Annotated in this window: 12 protein-coding genes; 7 read left to right on the top strand and 5 right to left on the bottom strand. The window is 64.4% G+C overall.

The features are described from left to right. Positions 1-66: 66 nt before the first annotated feature. The 4 genes from AC3B5Q_RS19425 to mnmC all read right to left on the bottom strand — a co-directional run bounded on the left by AC3B5Q_RS19425 (position 67) and on the right by mnmC (position 7,334). Positions 67-1,251, bottom strand: coding sequence for an osmoprotectant NAGGN system M42 family peptidase (locus tag AC3B5Q_RS19425; protein ID WP_021782458.1), 1,185 nt, complete (start codon positions 1,249-1,251; stop codon positions 67-69). A 167-nt stretch (positions 1,252-1,418) separates the two neighbouring features. Next, positions 1,419-3,164: an N-acetylglutaminylglutamine synthetase gene (ngg, locus tag AC3B5Q_RS19420; protein WP_021782457.1), complete on the bottom strand. Its 1,746-nt coding sequence runs from the start codon at positions 3,162-3,164 to the stop codon at positions 1,419-1,421. A 3-nt stretch (positions 3,165-3,167) separates the two neighbouring features. Next, the gene (locus tag AC3B5Q_RS19415; RefSeq protein ID WP_021782456.1) at positions 3,168-4,955 is read right to left on the bottom strand and encodes an N-acetylglutaminylglutamine amidotransferase; all 1,788 of its coding nucleotides are present in this window, start codon (positions 4,953-4,955) and stop codon (positions 3,168-3,170) included. 414 nt (positions 4,956-5,369) lie between these two features. Beyond that, the gene (gene mnmC / locus AC3B5Q_RS19410) at positions 5,370-7,334 is read right to left on the bottom strand and encodes a bifunctional tRNA (5-methylaminomethyl-2-thiouridine)(34)-methyltransferase MnmC2/FAD-dependent 5-carboxymethylaminomethyl-2-thiouridine(34) oxidoreductase MnmC1 (protein ID WP_021782455.1); all 1,965 of its coding nucleotides are present in this window, start codon (positions 7,332-7,334) and stop codon (positions 5,370-5,372) included. Between the two features lie 136 nt (positions 7,335-7,470). On the opposite strand from mnmC, the gene pap reads away from it, so the two are divergent. Continuing rightward, positions 7,471-8,964 (top strand): polyphosphate:AMP phosphotransferase, encoded by a 1,494-nt coding sequence (gene pap, locus AC3B5Q_RS19405; RefSeq protein ID WP_021782454.1) that lies wholly within the window; start codon positions 7,471-7,473, stop codon positions 8,962-8,964. Between the two features lie 177 nt (positions 8,965-9,141). After that, a complete protein-coding gene (locus AC3B5Q_RS19400; protein ID WP_084850783.1) occupies positions 9,142-10,095 on the top strand; it encodes a DMT family transporter in 954 nt (317 codons plus the stop codon). Positions 10,096-10,210: 115 nt separating this feature from the next. Here AC3B5Q_RS19400 and AC3B5Q_RS19395 read toward each other — a convergent pair whose 3' ends face one another. After that, positions 10,211-11,605, bottom strand: coding sequence for a class II fumarate hydratase (locus AC3B5Q_RS19395; RefSeq protein ID WP_021782452.1), 1,395 nt, complete (start codon positions 11,603-11,605; stop codon positions 10,211-10,213). 154 nt (positions 11,606-11,759) lie between these two features. Here AC3B5Q_RS19395 and AC3B5Q_RS19390 point away from each other — a divergent pair, with 154 nt between their 5' ends. The 5 genes from AC3B5Q_RS19390 (at position 11,760) to AC3B5Q_RS19370 (ending at position 16,112) form a co-directional block, all read left to right on the top strand. Then, positions 11,760-12,284, top strand: a complete 525-nt coding sequence (locus tag AC3B5Q_RS19390; RefSeq protein WP_010952796.1) for a DUF2059 domain-containing protein — start codon at positions 11,760-11,762, stop codon at positions 12,282-12,284. A 10-nt stretch (positions 12,285-12,294) separates the two neighbouring features. Beyond that, positions 12,295-12,591, top strand: coding sequence for a BolA family protein (locus tag AC3B5Q_RS19385; RefSeq protein ID WP_010952797.1), 297 nt, complete (start codon positions 12,295-12,297; stop codon positions 12,589-12,591). Between the two features lie 127 nt (positions 12,592-12,718). Further along, the gene (gene trhO / locus AC3B5Q_RS19380; RefSeq protein WP_021782451.1) at positions 12,719-13,651 is read left to right on the top strand and encodes an oxygen-dependent tRNA uridine(34) hydroxylase TrhO; all 933 of its coding nucleotides are present in this window, start codon (positions 12,719-12,721) and stop codon (positions 13,649-13,651) included. 3 nt (positions 13,652-13,654) lie between these two features. Beyond that, complete coding sequence (locus AC3B5Q_RS19375) at positions 13,655-14,287, top strand: DsbA family protein (protein WP_028698294.1); 633 nt, start codon at positions 13,655-13,657, stop codon at positions 14,285-14,287. After that, positions 14,280-16,112: an ABC transporter ATP-binding protein gene (locus AC3B5Q_RS19370; RefSeq protein WP_488392718.1), complete on the top strand. Its 1,833-nt coding sequence runs from the start codon at positions 14,280-14,282 to the stop codon at positions 16,110-16,112. The genes AC3B5Q_RS19375 and AC3B5Q_RS19370 overlap by 8 nt, the downstream gene beginning before the upstream one ends. Positions 16,113-16,123 lie beyond the last annotated feature (11 nt).

The raw sequence follows: 16,123 nt of genomic DNA, 5'->3' as shown, positions 1-16,123 counted from the left end.
AGTGGGTATGAGCATGCTACGCGAAACATTCGAGGTGTTGGGGCCGCTTTGCAGCCCCATGGGCGTTTAGCCTTTGTTTCCGACCAGGCTGTCCACCGCCGGTACCCGCGTGTCGCTTTCCATCTGCGCATCATGTTCCAGCTGGTGGCTGAAGCGCTCGAGCGATGCATTGGCCGGCTGCGAGTCGCTGGCAAACACGGGCGGGCTCAGCAGGTAGGCTGATAACAGCCGGCTCAGTGCTGCCAGGCTGTCGATATGGGTGCGCTCGTAACCATGGGTGGCATCGCAACCAAAGGCCACCAGCGCGGTACGGATATCGTGCCCGGCCGTCACCGCCGAATGGGCATCGCTGAAGTAATAGCGGAACAGGTCGCGCCGCACCGGCAAGTCGTGGTCGCCGGCCAGTTTCAGCAGGTGCCGGGACAGGTGGTAGTCGTAAGGCCCCGACGAGTCCTGCATGGCCACACTGACCGCATGCTCGCTGGACGCCTGCCCAGGCGCCACCGGGGCGATGTCGATGCCGACGAACTCGCTGACGTCCCAGGGCAGGGCGCCGGCTGCACCCGAGCCGGTCTCCTCGGTGATGGTGAACAGCGGGTGGCAGTCGATCAGCGGCTGGCGGCCGCTTTCCACCACGGCCTTCAATGCCGCCAGCAATGCGGCTACGCCAGCCTTGTCGTCCAGGTGACGGGCGCTGATGTGGCCGCTTTCGGTGAACTCGGGCAAGGGGTCGAAGGCCACGAAATCACCAATGCTCACGCCCAGTGCCTCACAGTCGGCGCGTGTGGCGCAGTAGGCATCCAGGCGCACTTCCACGTGGTCCCAGCTGATCGGCATCTGGTCGATGGCCGTGTTGAAGGCATGCCCGCTGGCCATCAGCGGCAGCACGCTGCCACGGAATACCCCGGTATCGGTGAACACGCTAACCCGGCTGCCTTCGGCAAAACGGCTGGACCAGCAACCGACCGGCGCCAGGGCCAGGCGGCCATTGTCCTGCAACTGGCGCACGCTGGCGCCGATGGTATCCAGGTGGGCAGAGACGGCGCGATCGGGGGTGGCCTGCCGACCTTTGAGGGTTGCACGAATGGTGCCGCGGCGGGTCAGCTCGAAGGGGATGCCCAGTTCGTCAAGGCGTTCGGCCACGTAGCGCACGATGGTGTCGGTGAAACCGGTGGGGCTGGGGATGGCGAGCATTTCCAGCAGCACGCGTTTGAGGTAGTCGAGATCGGGTTCGGGGTGTCGCTCGGACATGTTGGGGACTCCTTTACTCCTGTGCTGGCCTCTTCGCGGGCAAGCCCGCTCCTACAGGTACAGCGCTGCCTTCGCGGGCAAGCCCGCTCCTACAGGTACAACGCAACCTTCAAGGGCGGTGATATCCCTGTGGGAGCGGGCTTGCCCGCGAAGAGGCCGGCACGGGTTTACGCCAAAGGCCGGCTATGGGGAAACAGCAGGTCGATAAAACGCTCGGCCGTGGGCTGCGGTTCATGGTTGGCCAGGCCAGCACGTTCGTTGGCCTCGATGATCACGTACTCCGGCTGCCCGGCATCACGCACCATGAAGTCCAGCCCCACCACCGGAATTTCCAGTGCCCGTGCCGCGCGCACGGCAGCATCGGCCAGCACCGGGTGCAGGCGTTCGGTGACGTCCTCCAGGGTGCCGCCGGTGTGCAGGTTGGCCGTACGCCGCACGGCCAGACGCTGGCCGGCCGGCAATACGTCGTCATAACCAACGCCCGCTGCGCGCAAGGTGCGCTCGGTTTCGTCGTCCAGCGGAATGCGGCTTTCGCCACCGGTGGCGGCCTGGCGGCGACGGCTCTGGGCTTCGATCAACTGGCGCACGCTGTGTTTGCCATCGCCCAGCACCTGCGCCGGGTGACGGATGGCGGCGGCCACCACCTCGTAGCCGATCACCACGATGCGCAGGTCGAACCCGGCGTGGAAGCTTTCCAGCAGCACGCGGCTGTCGAACTGGCGGGCGTGCGCCACGGCACGGGTGATGTCGTCGATGCAGGTCAGGTTCACCGCCACGCCCTGGCCTTGTTCGCCATCGACCGGCTTGACCACCACCGCGCCATGCTCGTCGAGAAACGCCAGGTTGTCATCGGCATTGCCAGCCAGCTGTTGCGCTGGCACCTGCAGCCCAGCGTTGTGCAGCGCGTGCTGGGTCAGGCGTTTGTCCTGGCACAGGGTCATGGTCACGGCACTGGTCAGGTCGCTGAGCGATTCCCGACAGCGAATGCGTCGCCCGCCCAGGCTCAGGGTGAACAGGCCGCCAGCGGCGTCATCCACCTGCACTTCAATGCCGCGGCGTAGCGCCTCGTCGACGATGATGCGTGCATAGGGGTTGAGGTCGGCTTGCGGGCCAGGCCCGAGGAACAACTGCTCGTTGATACCGTTCTTGCGCTTGACGGCGAAGGTGGGCAGGTTGCGAAAACCCAGTTTCTGGTAAAGGCGCTTGGCCTGGCGGTTGTCGTGCAGCACCGACAGGTCCAGGTAAGCCAGGCCACGGCTCATGAAGTGTTCGATCAGGTGGCGCACCAGCACCTCGCCCACGCCCGGGCGGGTGCAGTGTGGGTCCACCGCCAGGCACCACAGGCTGCTGCCATGCTCGGGGTCATCGAACGCTTTGGTGTGGTTCAGGCCCATGACGCTGCCGATCACCGAGCCGCTGTCTTCGTCCTCTGCCAGCCAGTACACCGGGCCACCCAAGTGCCGGGGGGTAAGCAGCTCGGCGTCGACGGGGAGCATCCCGCGGGCCTGGTACAGGGTGTTGATTGCCTGCCAGTCGGCGGGGTTCTGTGCCCGGCGCACGCGGAAGCCGCGAAATACCCGCTGCGCCGGGCGGTAGTCGGTGAACCATAGGCGCAGGGTGTCGGACGGATCGAGGAACAGCTGCTGTGGGGCCTGGGCCAGCACCTGCTGCGGTGCGGCCACGTACAGGGCGATGTCGCGTTCGCCCGGGTGCTCGTCGAGCAAATCCTCGGCCAGGGAAACCGGGTCGGGGTAGGTGTGGCCTATCAGCAGCCGGCCCCAGCCGCAGTGCACGGCACGCGGTTGGTCATGGGGCTGGCTGCCGTCACCGGCCAAGCGCGCTTGCAGGCGCTCATAGGACGGCGCCTGGCCGCGCAGCAGGCGCTGACCATAAGCGATTTCATGGGCTTTCATCGGTCAGATTCCTTGTTCGCTCAACCACAGGTTAAGCGCCGCCAGTTGCCATAGCTTGGAACCGCGCAATGGCGTCAGTTGGCCGTGCGGGTTGCTTAGCAGGCGGTCGATCATGGCCGGGTTGAACAACCCTCTGTCTTGGCTGGGGTCGGTCAACAGCTCGCGTACCCAGCCCAGGGTGGCACCTTCCAGATGCTTCAGGCCCGGTACCGGGAAGTAACCCTTCTTGCGGTCGATCACCTCATGCGGGATCACCCGTCGCGCCGCCTGCTTGAGCACCTGCTTGCCGCCATCGGGCAGCTTGAAGCGTGCGGGAATGCGTGCCGACAGTTCCACCAGGCGGTAATCGAGGAACGGCGTGCGCGCCTCCAGGCCCCAGGCCATGGTCATGTTGTCCACCCGTTTGACCGGGTCGTCGACCAGCATCACGGTGCTGTCCAGGCGCAGCGCCTTGTCCACCGCAGCCGGTGCGCCGGGGCGGGCGAAGTGTTCGCGTACGAAGTCGCCGGCGGCGTCGGTTTCCAGCAGCCAGGGGGCCTGCACGGTGTCGCGGTATTCGGCGTGGCTGCGGTCGAAGAACGCATCACGATAGGCAGCATAGGCATCGTCGGCGCCGTCCACCTGCGGGTACCAGTGGTAACCGGCGAACAGCTCATCGGCACCCTGGCCGCTCTGTACGCCCTTGCAGTGCTTGGCCACTTCCCGCGACAGCAGGTAGAACGCGATGCAGTCGTGGCTGACCATCGGCTCGCTCATGGCGCGAAACGCGGCCGGCAACTGGTCGATGATCTCGTGTTCGGCAATGCGCAGTTGGTGGTGGCGGGTGCCGTAGTGCCTGGCGATCAGGTCGGAGTACTGGAACTCATCGCCGCGCTCGCCGCCGGCATCCTCGAAGCCGATGGAGAAGGTCGACAGGTCTTCCACCCCCACTTCGCGCAACAGGCCCACCAGCAGGCTGGAGTCGACCCCTCCGGACAGCAATACGCCAACATCCACAGCAGCCCGCTGGCGGATGGCTACGGCGTCCCGGGTGGCGTCAAGCACGCGGGTGGTCCAGCCTTCCAGGTCCAGCTCACGCTCGTCGGGGTGGGGGCCGTAGTGCAGTTGCCACCAGACCTGGCGCTCCACTTCGCCATGCCGGTCGATGCGCATCCAGGTGCCTGGCTCCAGTTTCTGCACGTTGGCCAGCAGGGTGCGCGGTGCCGGTACCACGGCGTGGAAATTCAGGTAGTGGTTGAGTGCCACGGGGTCGAGCATCGGGTCGATGTCACCGCCCTTGAGCAGTGCCGGCAGGGTCGAGGCAAAGCGCAGGCGCTCGCCGTTGCGCGACAGGTACAGAGGTTTGACGCCGAGGCGGTCGCGGGCCAGGAACAGGCGCTGGTTGTCGCGCTCCCAGATGGCCAGGGCAAACATGCCGTTGAGCTTGGGCAGCAGGGCAGCGCCCCAGGCGTGGTAGCCCTTGAGCAGCACCTCGGTGTCGCCGTCGGACCAGAAGCTGTAGCCCAGCGCCTGCAGTTCCTCGCGCAGTTCGGGGAAGTTGTAGATGGCGCCGTTGAAGGCCAATGACAGGCCCAGGGTGTTGTCGACCATCGGCTGCGCCGAGCCGTCGGACAGGTCCATGATTTTCAGCCGCCGGTGGCCCAGGGCGATCGGGCCTTGGCTATGGAAGCCCCAGGCATCCGGGCCACGCGGGGCCAGGTGATGGGTAATGCGCTCTACCGCAGCCAGGTCGGCTGGGCGAGGGGCTTGGTCGATGGGGGTGAAACGTAATTCTCCTGCTAATCCGCACATAAGTCCTTACCGGTTTTTCCGTTGGGGAGGTGATGCCCCGGATTAGGGCACCTTAATGAACTGACCTGTTTGCTTTTTTAGAGTTTTAGAACAGTTTGTTATATAAGGTTGAGGTGGCAGGTTATTGCCTGGGATCTCGCAGTATTGCAGAAATCGAGCGCCGCGTGCGCAGCGCATCGCGAGCTGCGCTCGCTCCTACGTTTGTTTCGGGCCAGTAACGCCTGTAACAGGCGCGCGCGACCGCCTTGCTCGTACGACGCAATACAGGGTCATACACCAAAGCGTTCGCGCGCAAATCCCCCAGGAATAATTGGCCCGAAACAAACGTAGGAGCGAGCGCAGCTCGCGATGCGCCGCGCGGGCGGCGCTCGATCTCACCGGCGCAATAAATTCAACGCCATGCCCCCGAAGCAATCACTTCCCCCGGATCAGCCTGCGCAAGGCAAACCGGTTCGGATGACACGCCTGCGCCACCTCACGCGGCAACGGCAACGGCTCGCCGCACACCCAGGCGGCCACCAGTTCCCCGCTCAAAGGTGCCGTGATCAACCCGCGCGACCCATGCCCGCTGTTCACATACAACCCCTCCAGCCAAGGGCAGGCCACATCCGGCACCTGCCGGGCATCACGCCCCAACACGGCATAAGCTTCGGCAAACGCCTGCGCGTCGGCCATCGGCCCGACAATCGGCAAATAATCCGGGCTGGTACAACGGAACGCCGCGCGCCCTTGCAGTTGCTCGGGGTTCAGCTCGGCCACGCCCAGGCGCCGGGCCAGGTCAGTAGAAATCTCATCCAGCAACGCCAGGTTGCCCCGGTGCTCGGCCACCGTTGGCGCAAGGTCTTCACTGTGGAAGTCAAAACTTGCCCCCAGTGTATGTTCACCCTCGCGCGGCGGTGCCACATAGCCCTCCGCGCACACCACGGTGCGTAGCGCCTGGCTGCTGGCGGTGGCCGGCAAGCGGGTGATCTGCCCACGAATGCGCTTGAGTGGTAACTGCGCGCAAGGTTCGAAGCGCCGCACATCGGCCGCGCCGGCCAGGACCACCACTGGAGCGCTGGCTAATAGTTGGTCGCCAGCCCAGGCCTGCCACCGTTCACCCACTTTGCGCAGTTCGAGCACTTCCTGGTGGGCCACCAGGTGAATACCGGGGTGCTGCAACTGCTGCTGGCACAGCGCCGGCGGGTGCACCCAGCCACCTTCGGGGTAGAACAACCCGCCGCCAGGCAACGCCACGCCGGCGATGGCTTCGGCCTCGGCGCGCGCCAGGCAGTGCAGCAAGCCGTGGTCGAAGGCGACAGCCAGCTTGCCCTGGCGTTCGGCCTCCTTGCTGTCGAAGGCCAGTTGCAGCACCCCGCAGGCATCCCAGTCACGGCCACGCTGCAACCGCTGCAGCTGGCGCCGGGTGTAGCCGAACCCGGACAGGATCATCTGCGACAGTGCGGTGCCATGGGCGGACAGCTTGAGGTACAGCACCCCTTGCGGGTTGCCCGAAGCTTCCTGGGCCGGGGCTTCGTGGCGCTCCAGCACGGTTACCTGCCAGCCACGCCGGGCCAGGCTGGCGGCGCTGCTGCTGCCGGCAAGTCCGGCACCGATCACCAGCGCCTCGCGCGGCCCCTGCGCAACAGCGGGGCGCGCGTACCAGGGCGCGCATGGGCCGGGCAGGGGGCCGACGTAGGCGCCGCTCATCACCTCCCACTTCTTGCCGATGCCTGGCACCTTCTTCATGGCGAAGCCAGCTTCGACCAGGCTGCGGCGTACCCAGCCGGTGGTGGTGAAGGTGCCCAGCACCGTGCCCGGATGCGATAGCCGCGCCAGTTGCGCAAACAGCGCCGGGGTCCACATGTCAGGGTTCTTGGCGGGGGCGAAGCCGTCGAGGAACCACACATCGATCTGCGCATCGAGCTGCGGCAGCTGTTCCAGCACATCGCCTATCAACAGGGTCAGGGTGACCCTGCCATCGGCGAAGGTGAACTGCTGAAAGCCCGGGTGCACCGCCACGTACTGCTCCAGCAGCGGCCCCGTATAGGCGGCCAGTTCAGGCCACAGGCTTACTGCGCGGGCCATGTCGGCGTGGGCGAGTGGGTACTTCTCGACGCTGACGAAGTGCAGGCGCGCGTCGCTGTGTGCGTGCTGGTCAAACAGCTGCCAGGCGCAGAAAAAATTCATGCCGGTGCCAAAGCCGGTTTCGCCGATCACCGTGCAGGCATGCGGCGCCAGGTTGGCAAAACGCTCGGCCAGGCGGGTCTGGCCGAGGAACACGTGCTTGGTTTCTTCGATGCCTTCGTTGACTGCGAAATAGACGTCGTCATAGTGCCGCGAATGGGGGCGGCCCTGGTCGTCCCAGTCGATCTGGGCGTGCTGGAGGAGGGTGGGCATGGTGGGCTCGGTTGCAGCGGATGGCGGGATTTTATGCCATCCGGATGAGCTGTGGGAGCGCGTTCATTCGTGAAGAGGCCCGTACAGGCAGAAATGAAATCCGCTAGTCTTGCTTATCCATTGAAGGAGCCAGTGCATGTTCGAATCTGCCGAAATCGGCCACAGCATCGACAAGGAGGCTTACGACGCCGAGGTACCCGCTTTACGCGAGGCCCTGCTCGAAGCCCAGTACGAACTCAAGCAGCAGGCGCGGTTTCCGGTGATCGTGCTGATCAACGGCATCGAAGGCGCCGGCAAGGGCGAGACGGTAAAGCTGCTCAACGAGTGGATGGACCCGCGCATGATCGATGTGCTCACCTTCGACCAGCAGACCGACGAAGAGCTGGCCCGCCCGCCCGCCTGGCGCTACTGGCGGGCCTTGCCACCCAAGGGGCGGATGGGGGTGTTCTTTGGCAACTGGTACAGCCAGATGCTGCAGGGACGGGTGCACGGGGTGTTCAAGGATGCCGTGCTCGATCAGGCCATTACCGGTGCCGAACGCCTGGAGGAGATGCTTTGCGATGAGGGTGCGCTGATCATCAAGTTCTGGTTCCACCTGTCCAAGAAGCAGATGAAGGCACGGCTGAAATCGCTCAAGGACGACCCGCTGCACAGCTGGAAGATCAGCCCGCTGGATTGGCAGCAGTCGCAAACGTACGACCGCTTCGTGCGCTTTGGTGAGCGCGTGCTGCGCCGCACCAGCCGCGACTATGCACCATGGCACATCATCGAAGGGGTAGACCCGAATTACCGCAGCCTGGCGGTGGGGCGTATTCTGCTGGAAAGCCTGCAAGCCGCGCTGGCCAATAATCCCAAGGGCAAGCACCAGGGCAACGTGGCCCCGCTGAGCCATAGCATCGACGACCGCAGCCTGCTTGGCGCCCTGGACATGACGTTGCGCCTGGACAAGGCCGACTATCAGGAACAGTTGATCACCGAACAGGCCCGTCTGGCCGGTCTGCTGCGTGACAAGCGCATGCGCCGGCACGCGCTGGTGGCGGTGTTCGAGGGCAACGACGCGGCCGGCAAGGGGGGCGCCATCCGACGCGTGGCGGCGGCGCTGGACCCACGTCAGTACCGCATCGTGCCGATTGCCGCACCCACCGAAGAAGAGCGCGCCCAGCCGTACCTGTGGCGGTTCTGGCGGCACATCCCGGCACGGGGCAAGTTCACCATCTTCGACCGCTCCTGGTATGGCCGGGTGCTGGTGGAGCGGGTGGAAGGCTTCTGCAGCCCGGCTGACTGGATGCGTGCCTACAGCGAGATCAACGACTTTGAAGAGCAGTTGGTGAATGCCGGCGTTGTGCTGGTCAAGTTCTGGCTGGCGATCGACCAGCAGACCCAACTGGAGCGCTTCGAAGAGCGAGAGCAGATTCCGTTCAAACGCTACAAGATCACCGAGGATGACTGGCGCAACCGCGACAAGTGGGGCGAGTACACCCAGGCTGTGGGCGACATGGTCGACCGTACCAGCAGCGAGATTGCCCCGTGGGCGCTGGTGGAGGCCAATGACAAGCGCTGGGCGCGGGTGAAGGTGTTGCGCACCATCAACCAGGCGCTGGAAGAGGCGTTTGCCAAGCACAAGAAATAGCCCAATGTGATGTTGCCTGTTCTGGCGCTTTCGCGGTCAGCACAGGCAACACCTCGCCCCCCAGCCATGCCCTGGAAGAATGACCTGATGAATTCTTTTCTCGGCACTCTGCACCGTGACCGTCCTCCAACCCCGTAGAATTCAATCACCCCCACCACGGGCTTGATCGAGGATTTTATGCACACCACTTCTGGCCGCTGGGGCTATGGGCTGTTCCTGGCACTTCTGACGGCGCTGCTCTGGGGCATCCTGCCGATCAAGCTCAAGCAGGTATTGCAAGTGGTCGACCCGATCACCGTCACCTGGTACCGGCTGCTGGTCTCCGGTGGCCTGCTGTTCGCCTGGCTGGCGGCTCAACGGCGTTTGCCGTCCATCCGCAAACTGGCGCCCAGGGGCAAGGGCCTGGTGCTGGTTGCGGTGTTCGGCCTGATGGGCAACTACGTGCTTTACCTGATCGGTCTCAAACTGCTTAGCCCGGGCACCGCACAACTGGTGGTACAGATCGGCCCGGTGCTGTTGCTGGTGGCCAGCGTGTTCGTGTTCCGCGAGCGCTTCAGTGTGGGGCAGGGCATGGGGCTGTTGGTGCTGCTGGCAGGGTTTGGCCTGTTCTTCAACCAGCGCCTGGAGGAATTGCTGACTTCACTGGGTGCCTATACCACGGGCGTATTGACCATCTTGCTGGCGACCAGTATCTGGGTGTTCTACGCCCTGAGCCAGAAGCAGTTGCTGACCGTGTGGCATTCGCAGCAGGTGATGATGGTGATCTACCTCAGCTGTGCTGCGTTGCTGACACCTTGGGTGCACCCGCTGGAGGCCTTGCAACTGACCCCGGTACAAGGCTGGCTGCTGCTGGCCTGTTGCCTGAACACCCTGGTGGCATACGGCGCCTTTGCCGAAGCGCTGGCGCACTGGGAGGCCTCACGGGTAAGTGCCACGCTGGCGCTGACCCCGCTGGTGACCTTCGTTGCGGTGGCGCTGGCGGCATTGGTGTGGCCTGACTATGTGCATGCCGAGGACATCAACGCCCTGGGCTATGTGGGGGCGGTCACGGTGGTGTTCGGTTCGGCGCTGGTGGCGCTGGGGCCCTCGCTGGTGGCGGGTTGGCGGGCCCGCAGGGCGCGGTTGGCCTAGGTCTGTCGATTGCCTGTACCGGCCCTTTCGCGGGTAAACCCGCTCCTACAATGGATCGCCTCTCGGCGTAGGAGCGGGTTTACCCGCAAAAGGGCCGGTACAGGCTACAGAGCAGTCAGCCCTTGCCGCCCGGCGCCAGCATGTCCTCCGGCCGCACCCACTGGTCGAACTGCTCATTGGTCAGGTACTTCAAGGCCAATGCCGCCTCGCGCAAGGTCGTGCCCTCGCTGTAAGCCTTCTTGGCAATTTCTGCCGCCTTGTCATAGCCGATATGCGGGTTCAGCGCCGTCACCAGCATCAACCCGCGCTCCAGGTGCGCGGCCATCTGCTCGGCATCCGGCTCGATACCCGCCACGCAATGTGCCTGGAAGTTGCGGCAACCATCGGCCAGCAACTCGATGGACTGCAGCAGGTTATGGATGATGACCGGCTTGAACACATTCAACTGCAAATGCCCCTGGCTGGCGGCAAAGCCGATGGCCGCGTCGTTGCCCAGTACCTGGCAGGCCAGCATCGACAGCGCCTCGCACTGAGTGGGGTTGACCTTGCCCGGCATGATCGAGCTGCCCGGCTCGTTGGCTGGCAGGCGCACCTCGGCAAGCCCGGCGCGCGGGCCGGACCCCAGCAGGCGCAGGTCGTTGGCGATTTTCATCAGGGCCACGGCCAGGGTCTTCAGGGCCCCCGCCAGGCTGGTCAGCGGTTCGTGGCCGGCGAGAGCGGCGAACTTGTTGGGTGCCGTGATGAACGGCAGCCCGGACAGCGCCGCCAGCTCGGCAGCGATGGCCTCAGCAAAACCCTGCGGAGCGTTGAGCCCGGTACCCACGGCAGTACCGCCCTGGGCCAGTTCGCACACCGCCGGCAGGGTGGCGCGGATGGCGCGCTGGGCGTAATCGAGCTGGGCGACGAAGGCCGACACTTCCTGGCCGAAGGTAATCGGCGTGGCGTCCATCATGTGCGTGCGGCCGGTTTTCACCAGCTTGTGGTGACGCATCGACAGCTCGGCCAGCCCCGAAGACAGTTCGGTGACGGCCGGCAGCAGCTTTTCATGCACCGCCTGGGCTGCCGCAATGTGCATGGCGGTGGGGAAGCAGTCGTTGGAGCTCTGCGAGCGGTTGACGTGGTCATTGGGGTGTACTGGCGCCTTGCCGCCACGGCCTTTGCCGGCCAGTTCGTTGGCGCGCCCAGCGATCACCTCGTTGACATTCATGTTGCTCTGGGTGCCGCTGCCCGTCTGCCAGACGACGAGCGGGAACTGATCGTCGTGCTGGCCATCCAGCACCTCATCGGCGGCCTGCTCGATCAGCCGGGCGATGTCGGCCGGCAGGTCGCCATTGCGGTCGTTCACGCGCGCCGCGGCCTTCTTGATCAGTGCCAGGGCGTGCAATACCGCGCGGGGCATGCGCTCCTTGCCAATGGCGAAGTTGATCAGCGAACGCTGGGTCTGCGCACCCCAGTAGGCGTCCTCCGGAACTTCGACCGGGCCCAGGCTGTCTGTCTCGATACGGCTCATTCTGTACTCACTCCTGTGTAGTTCGAAATCGCAGTTTAGGCCCTGATTCGACCGAGCGGTTCCGTCGCTCGTCGTGCCACTTGAGCACATCGCCACCACGGCGCAGAATGCTCTACTCTGAGGTGCCCGCCTCCCTCTCTTTGAAGGAAATGCAATGACCCGTCTCCGTGTCCTCTGTGCCGCCGTTGCCCTGGTTTGCGCCAGCGGCCAGGTACTCGCTGCCACCGCCAGTCACAACGCTGCTGCCGAGAAATTCCTGACCCTGGCCAACGCCGACAAGCTGGGCACCCCGGTGTACATGCAAGTGCAGCAGATGTTTGCCCAGCGTTTCGCCCAGACCAAGGCCCCGGCCGCCAAGCAGCCCGTACTGGAAAGCTACCAGGCCAAGGCCAATGCCGCGCTGGACAACGCCATCGGCTGGAACAAGCTGAAGCCGAAGATGGTCGACCTGTACACCCGCACCTTCACCGAGCAGGAACTGAAAGACCTGGTCAAGTTCTACGAATCGCCGCTGGGCAAGAAAGTGCTGCGTGAAATGCCCAAGGTCACCCAGCAGTCGGCACAGCTGACCCAGCAGAGCCTGGAGCCAGCCGTTCCAGTGGTGAACAAGCTGCTGGAAGACATGACCAAAGAGCTGGACCCGAACGCAGGCAAGGCCGCCGCCCCAGCGAAGAAGTGAGTACGCCGCAATGACTATGCAACAACGTATCGAACAGCAACTGGCCGCGCTGGCGCCGCAACACCTGGAAGTGCTCAATGAAAGTCACATGCACAGTCGTGGTCAGGAGACCCACTACAAGGCCGTGATCGTCAGCGAGCAGTTCGCCGGGCTGAACAGCGTCAAGCGCCACCAGAAGGTGTACGCCACCATGGGTGAGCTGATGGGCGAGATCCACGCCCTGGCCATCCACACCTACACCGCCGAAGAGTGGGCCAAGGTCGGCGTTGCACCGGCCTCGCCCGTGTGTGCGGGCGGCGGGCACTGAAACCGTTTTGTTGTTCTGGTAGAATCTGCATCACCCAAAGGGGGCCGCTTAGCGGCCCCCTGCTTTTTGTGCAACTGTCAAACCCGGTCCGCCCCTTACGAGGGCAACCACCTGGAGATTCCGTTACATGTCTCAAGCCATCGTCGTCGCGGCGCTGTACAAGTTCGTCACCCTGGAAGACTACGTCGAGCTGCGCGAGCCGCTGCTCAAGACCATGCTCGACAACAACGTCAAAGGCACCCTGCTGCTGGCCCAGGAGGGCATCAACGGCACCGTGTCAGGCACCCGGGAGGGCATTGATGGCCTGCTGACCTGGTTGCGCAACGACCCGCGTCTGGTCGATATCGACCACAAAGAATCGTACTGCGACGAACAGCCGTTCTACCGCACCAAGGTCAAGCTCAAGAAAGAAATCGTCACCCTCGGCGTGCCGGGCGTAGACCCCAACCAGGCCGTTGGTACCTATGTCGAGCCCAAGGACTGGAACGCCCTGATCAGCGACCCGGAAGTGCTGCTGATCGACACCCGCAACGACTACGAAGTGGCCATCGGTACATTCAAGGGCGCCATCGACCCGAAGACCGAAACCTTCCGCGAGTTCCCGGAGTACATCAAGGCCAATTTCGACCCGAGCAAGCACAAGAAGGTCGCTATGTTCTGCACCGGCGGCATCCGTTGCGAAAAGGCCTCCAGCTACATGCTCGGTGAAGGCTTCGAGTCGGTCTATCATCTTAAGGGCGGCATCCTGAAATACTTCGAGGAAGTGCCTCAGGAAGAAAGCCTGTGGGACGGCGACTGCTTCGTCTTCGACAACCGGGTTACGGTGCGCCATGACCTGAGCGAAGGCGAGTACGACCAGTGCCACGCCTGCCGCCACCCGATCAATGCAGAGGAGCGCGCGTCCGAGCACTATTCGCCAGGTGTCAGCTGCCCGCATTGCTGGGACAGCCTGAGCGAGAAGACCCGGCGCAGTGCCATCGATCGGCAGAAGCAGATCGAGCTGGCCAAGGCCCGCAACCTGCCGCACCCGATCGGTTACAACTACAAAGCCGAGGCTTGAAGCATGTCTGCACGCCTGATCTATGTGATGGACCCGATGTGCTCCTGGTGCTGGGGTTTTGCGCCAGTGGCTGCGGCCCTGATCGCCCAGGCGCGTGAGGCAGGCGTGCCTGCCCACTTGGTACCGGGCGGGCTGCGCACTGGCGGCAGCGCCCTGGACAGCTCCACTCGCAAGTACATCCTGGAACACTGGCAGGCGGTGGCTGATGCTACCGGCCAGCCGTTCCGCTTCGAGGGGGCCATGCCTGACGGCTTCGTCTACGACACCGAGCCGGCCTGCCGCGCCCTGGTCACGGCCCGCGAGCTGGATGCCGAACGCGTATGGCCGCTGCTGGCGTTGATCCAGCGTTCGTTCTACGAGCAGGGCGTCGATGTGACCATCGCGCCGCAGCTGGTCGAGCTAGCCTCGCAGTGTGGCTTCGACCGTGCCACGTTCGCCGAAACCTTCGCCCGTGCCGATACCCGTGCCGCCACCGCGGCCGACTTCGCCTGGGCTCAGGACCTGGGTATTGCCGGTTTCCCGACCCTGCTGGCCGAGCGCAATGGCCAACTGGCTTTGCTGACCAACGGCTATCAGCCGCTGGAGCGCCTGCAACCCTTGCTCGGCCGCTGGCTGCAGCAGGCCGCCTGTGCTTGATGTGCCTGGCTCACCCGACCCGGTACCGGGCAAGCCTTACACTGCGGGCGATCGACTGAGCTGGGCGGAAATCCGCCGCCTGGCCCTGCATCACAAGAAAAACCTCTGGTCCGCCAACCTTATAGCGTTACTGGCGGCATGTTGCAGCGTGCCCATTCCGCTGCTGCTGCCGCTGTTGGTGGACGAAGTGCTGCTCGGCCATGGTGACGCCGCGCTGAAGTGGATGAACCACCTGCTGCCGTCCGGCTGGCAGGTGGCAGCCGGCTACATCGGCCTGATGCTGGCGCTCACCTTGTGCCTGCGCCTGGCCGCGCTGGCGTTCAACGTCATCCAGTCCAAGCTGTTCGCCGGGCTGGCCAAGGACATTGTCTACCGCCTGCGCATCCGCCTGATCGAGCGGCTCAAGCGTATTTCGCTGAAGGAATACGAAAGCCTGGGCAGCGGCACGGTGACCACCCACCTGGTCACCGACCTGGACACCCTCGACAAGTTCGTTGGCGAAACCCTCAGCCGCTTCCTGGTGGCCATGCTGACCTTGACCGGCACGGCGGCCATCCTGATTTGGATGCACTGGCAGCTGGCCTTGCTGATCTTGCTGTTCAACCCGCTGGTGATCTACTTCACGGTGCAGTTGGGCAAGCGCGTCAAACACCTGAAAAAGCTTGAGAACGACAGCACCGCGCGCTTTACCCAGGCGCTGGCGGAAACCCTCGATGCCATCCAGGAAATCCGCGCCGGTAACCGCCAGGGTTACTTCCTTGGCCGCCTGGGCCTGCGTGCCCGCGAGGTGCGCGATTACGCCGTGGACTCGCAATGGAAAAGCGATGCCAGTGGCCGTGCCAGTGGCCTGCTGTTCCAGTTCGGCATCGACATTTTCCGCGCGGCGGCCATGCTGACCGTGCTGTTTTCCGATCTGTCGATCGGCCAGATGCTGGCGGTGTTCAGCTACCTGTGGTTCATGATCGGCCCGGTGGAGCAACTGCTTAATCTGCAATATGCGTACTACGCCGCAGGCGGTGCGCTGAGCCGCCTCAACGAACTGCTGGCGCGTGCCGACGAGCCGCAATACCCGGCCGCCAGCAACCCGTTCGCCGGGCGCGAAACGGTGGGCATTGAAGTGCGCGATCTGCGCTTTGCCTATGCCGACGAGCCGGTGCTCGACCACCTCGACCTGTCTATCGCTGCGGGTGAGAAGGTGGCGATTGTCGGTGCCAGCGGCGGCGGCAAGAGCACGTTGGTGCAGCTGTTGCTGGGCCTTTATAGCGCCCAGGCCGGGACCATTCGCTTTGGCGGTGCCAGCCTGCAGGAAATCGGCCTGGAAACCCTGCGCGAGAACGTCGCGGTGGTGTTGCAGCACCCGTCGCTGTTCAGCGACAGCGTGCGTGCCAACCTGACCATGGGCCGCGACTGCAGCGATGATGCGTGCTGGCAGGCGCTGCGTATCGCCCAGCTGGATGCCACCATCGCCGCCTTGCCGCAGGGCCTGGACAGTGTGGTGGGGCGTTCAGGCGTGCGCTTGTCCGGTGGCCAGCGCCAGCGCCTGGCCATTGCCCGCATGGTGCTGGCTGAGCCCAAGGTGGTGATCCTCGACGAGGCCACCTCAGCCCTGGATGCTGCCACCGAGTACAACCTGCATCAGGCCTTGGCGCGCTTCCTCAGCGGCCGCACCACGCTGATCATCGCCCATCGGTTGTCGGCGGTGAAACAGGCCGACCGGGTGCTGGTGTTCGATGGCGGGCACGTGGCCGAAGACGGCGACCATCAGCAGCTGATAGCCGAGGGTGGGTTATATGCCAAGCTTTACGGGCACCTGCAGCAGAGCTGATTATCTGGCTG

The organism is Pseudomonas sp. D5(2026) (assembly GCF_057766845.1).
Note: the sequence above shows the minus strand (reverse complement) of the source record. Positions and strands in the feature narration are given on the sequence as shown.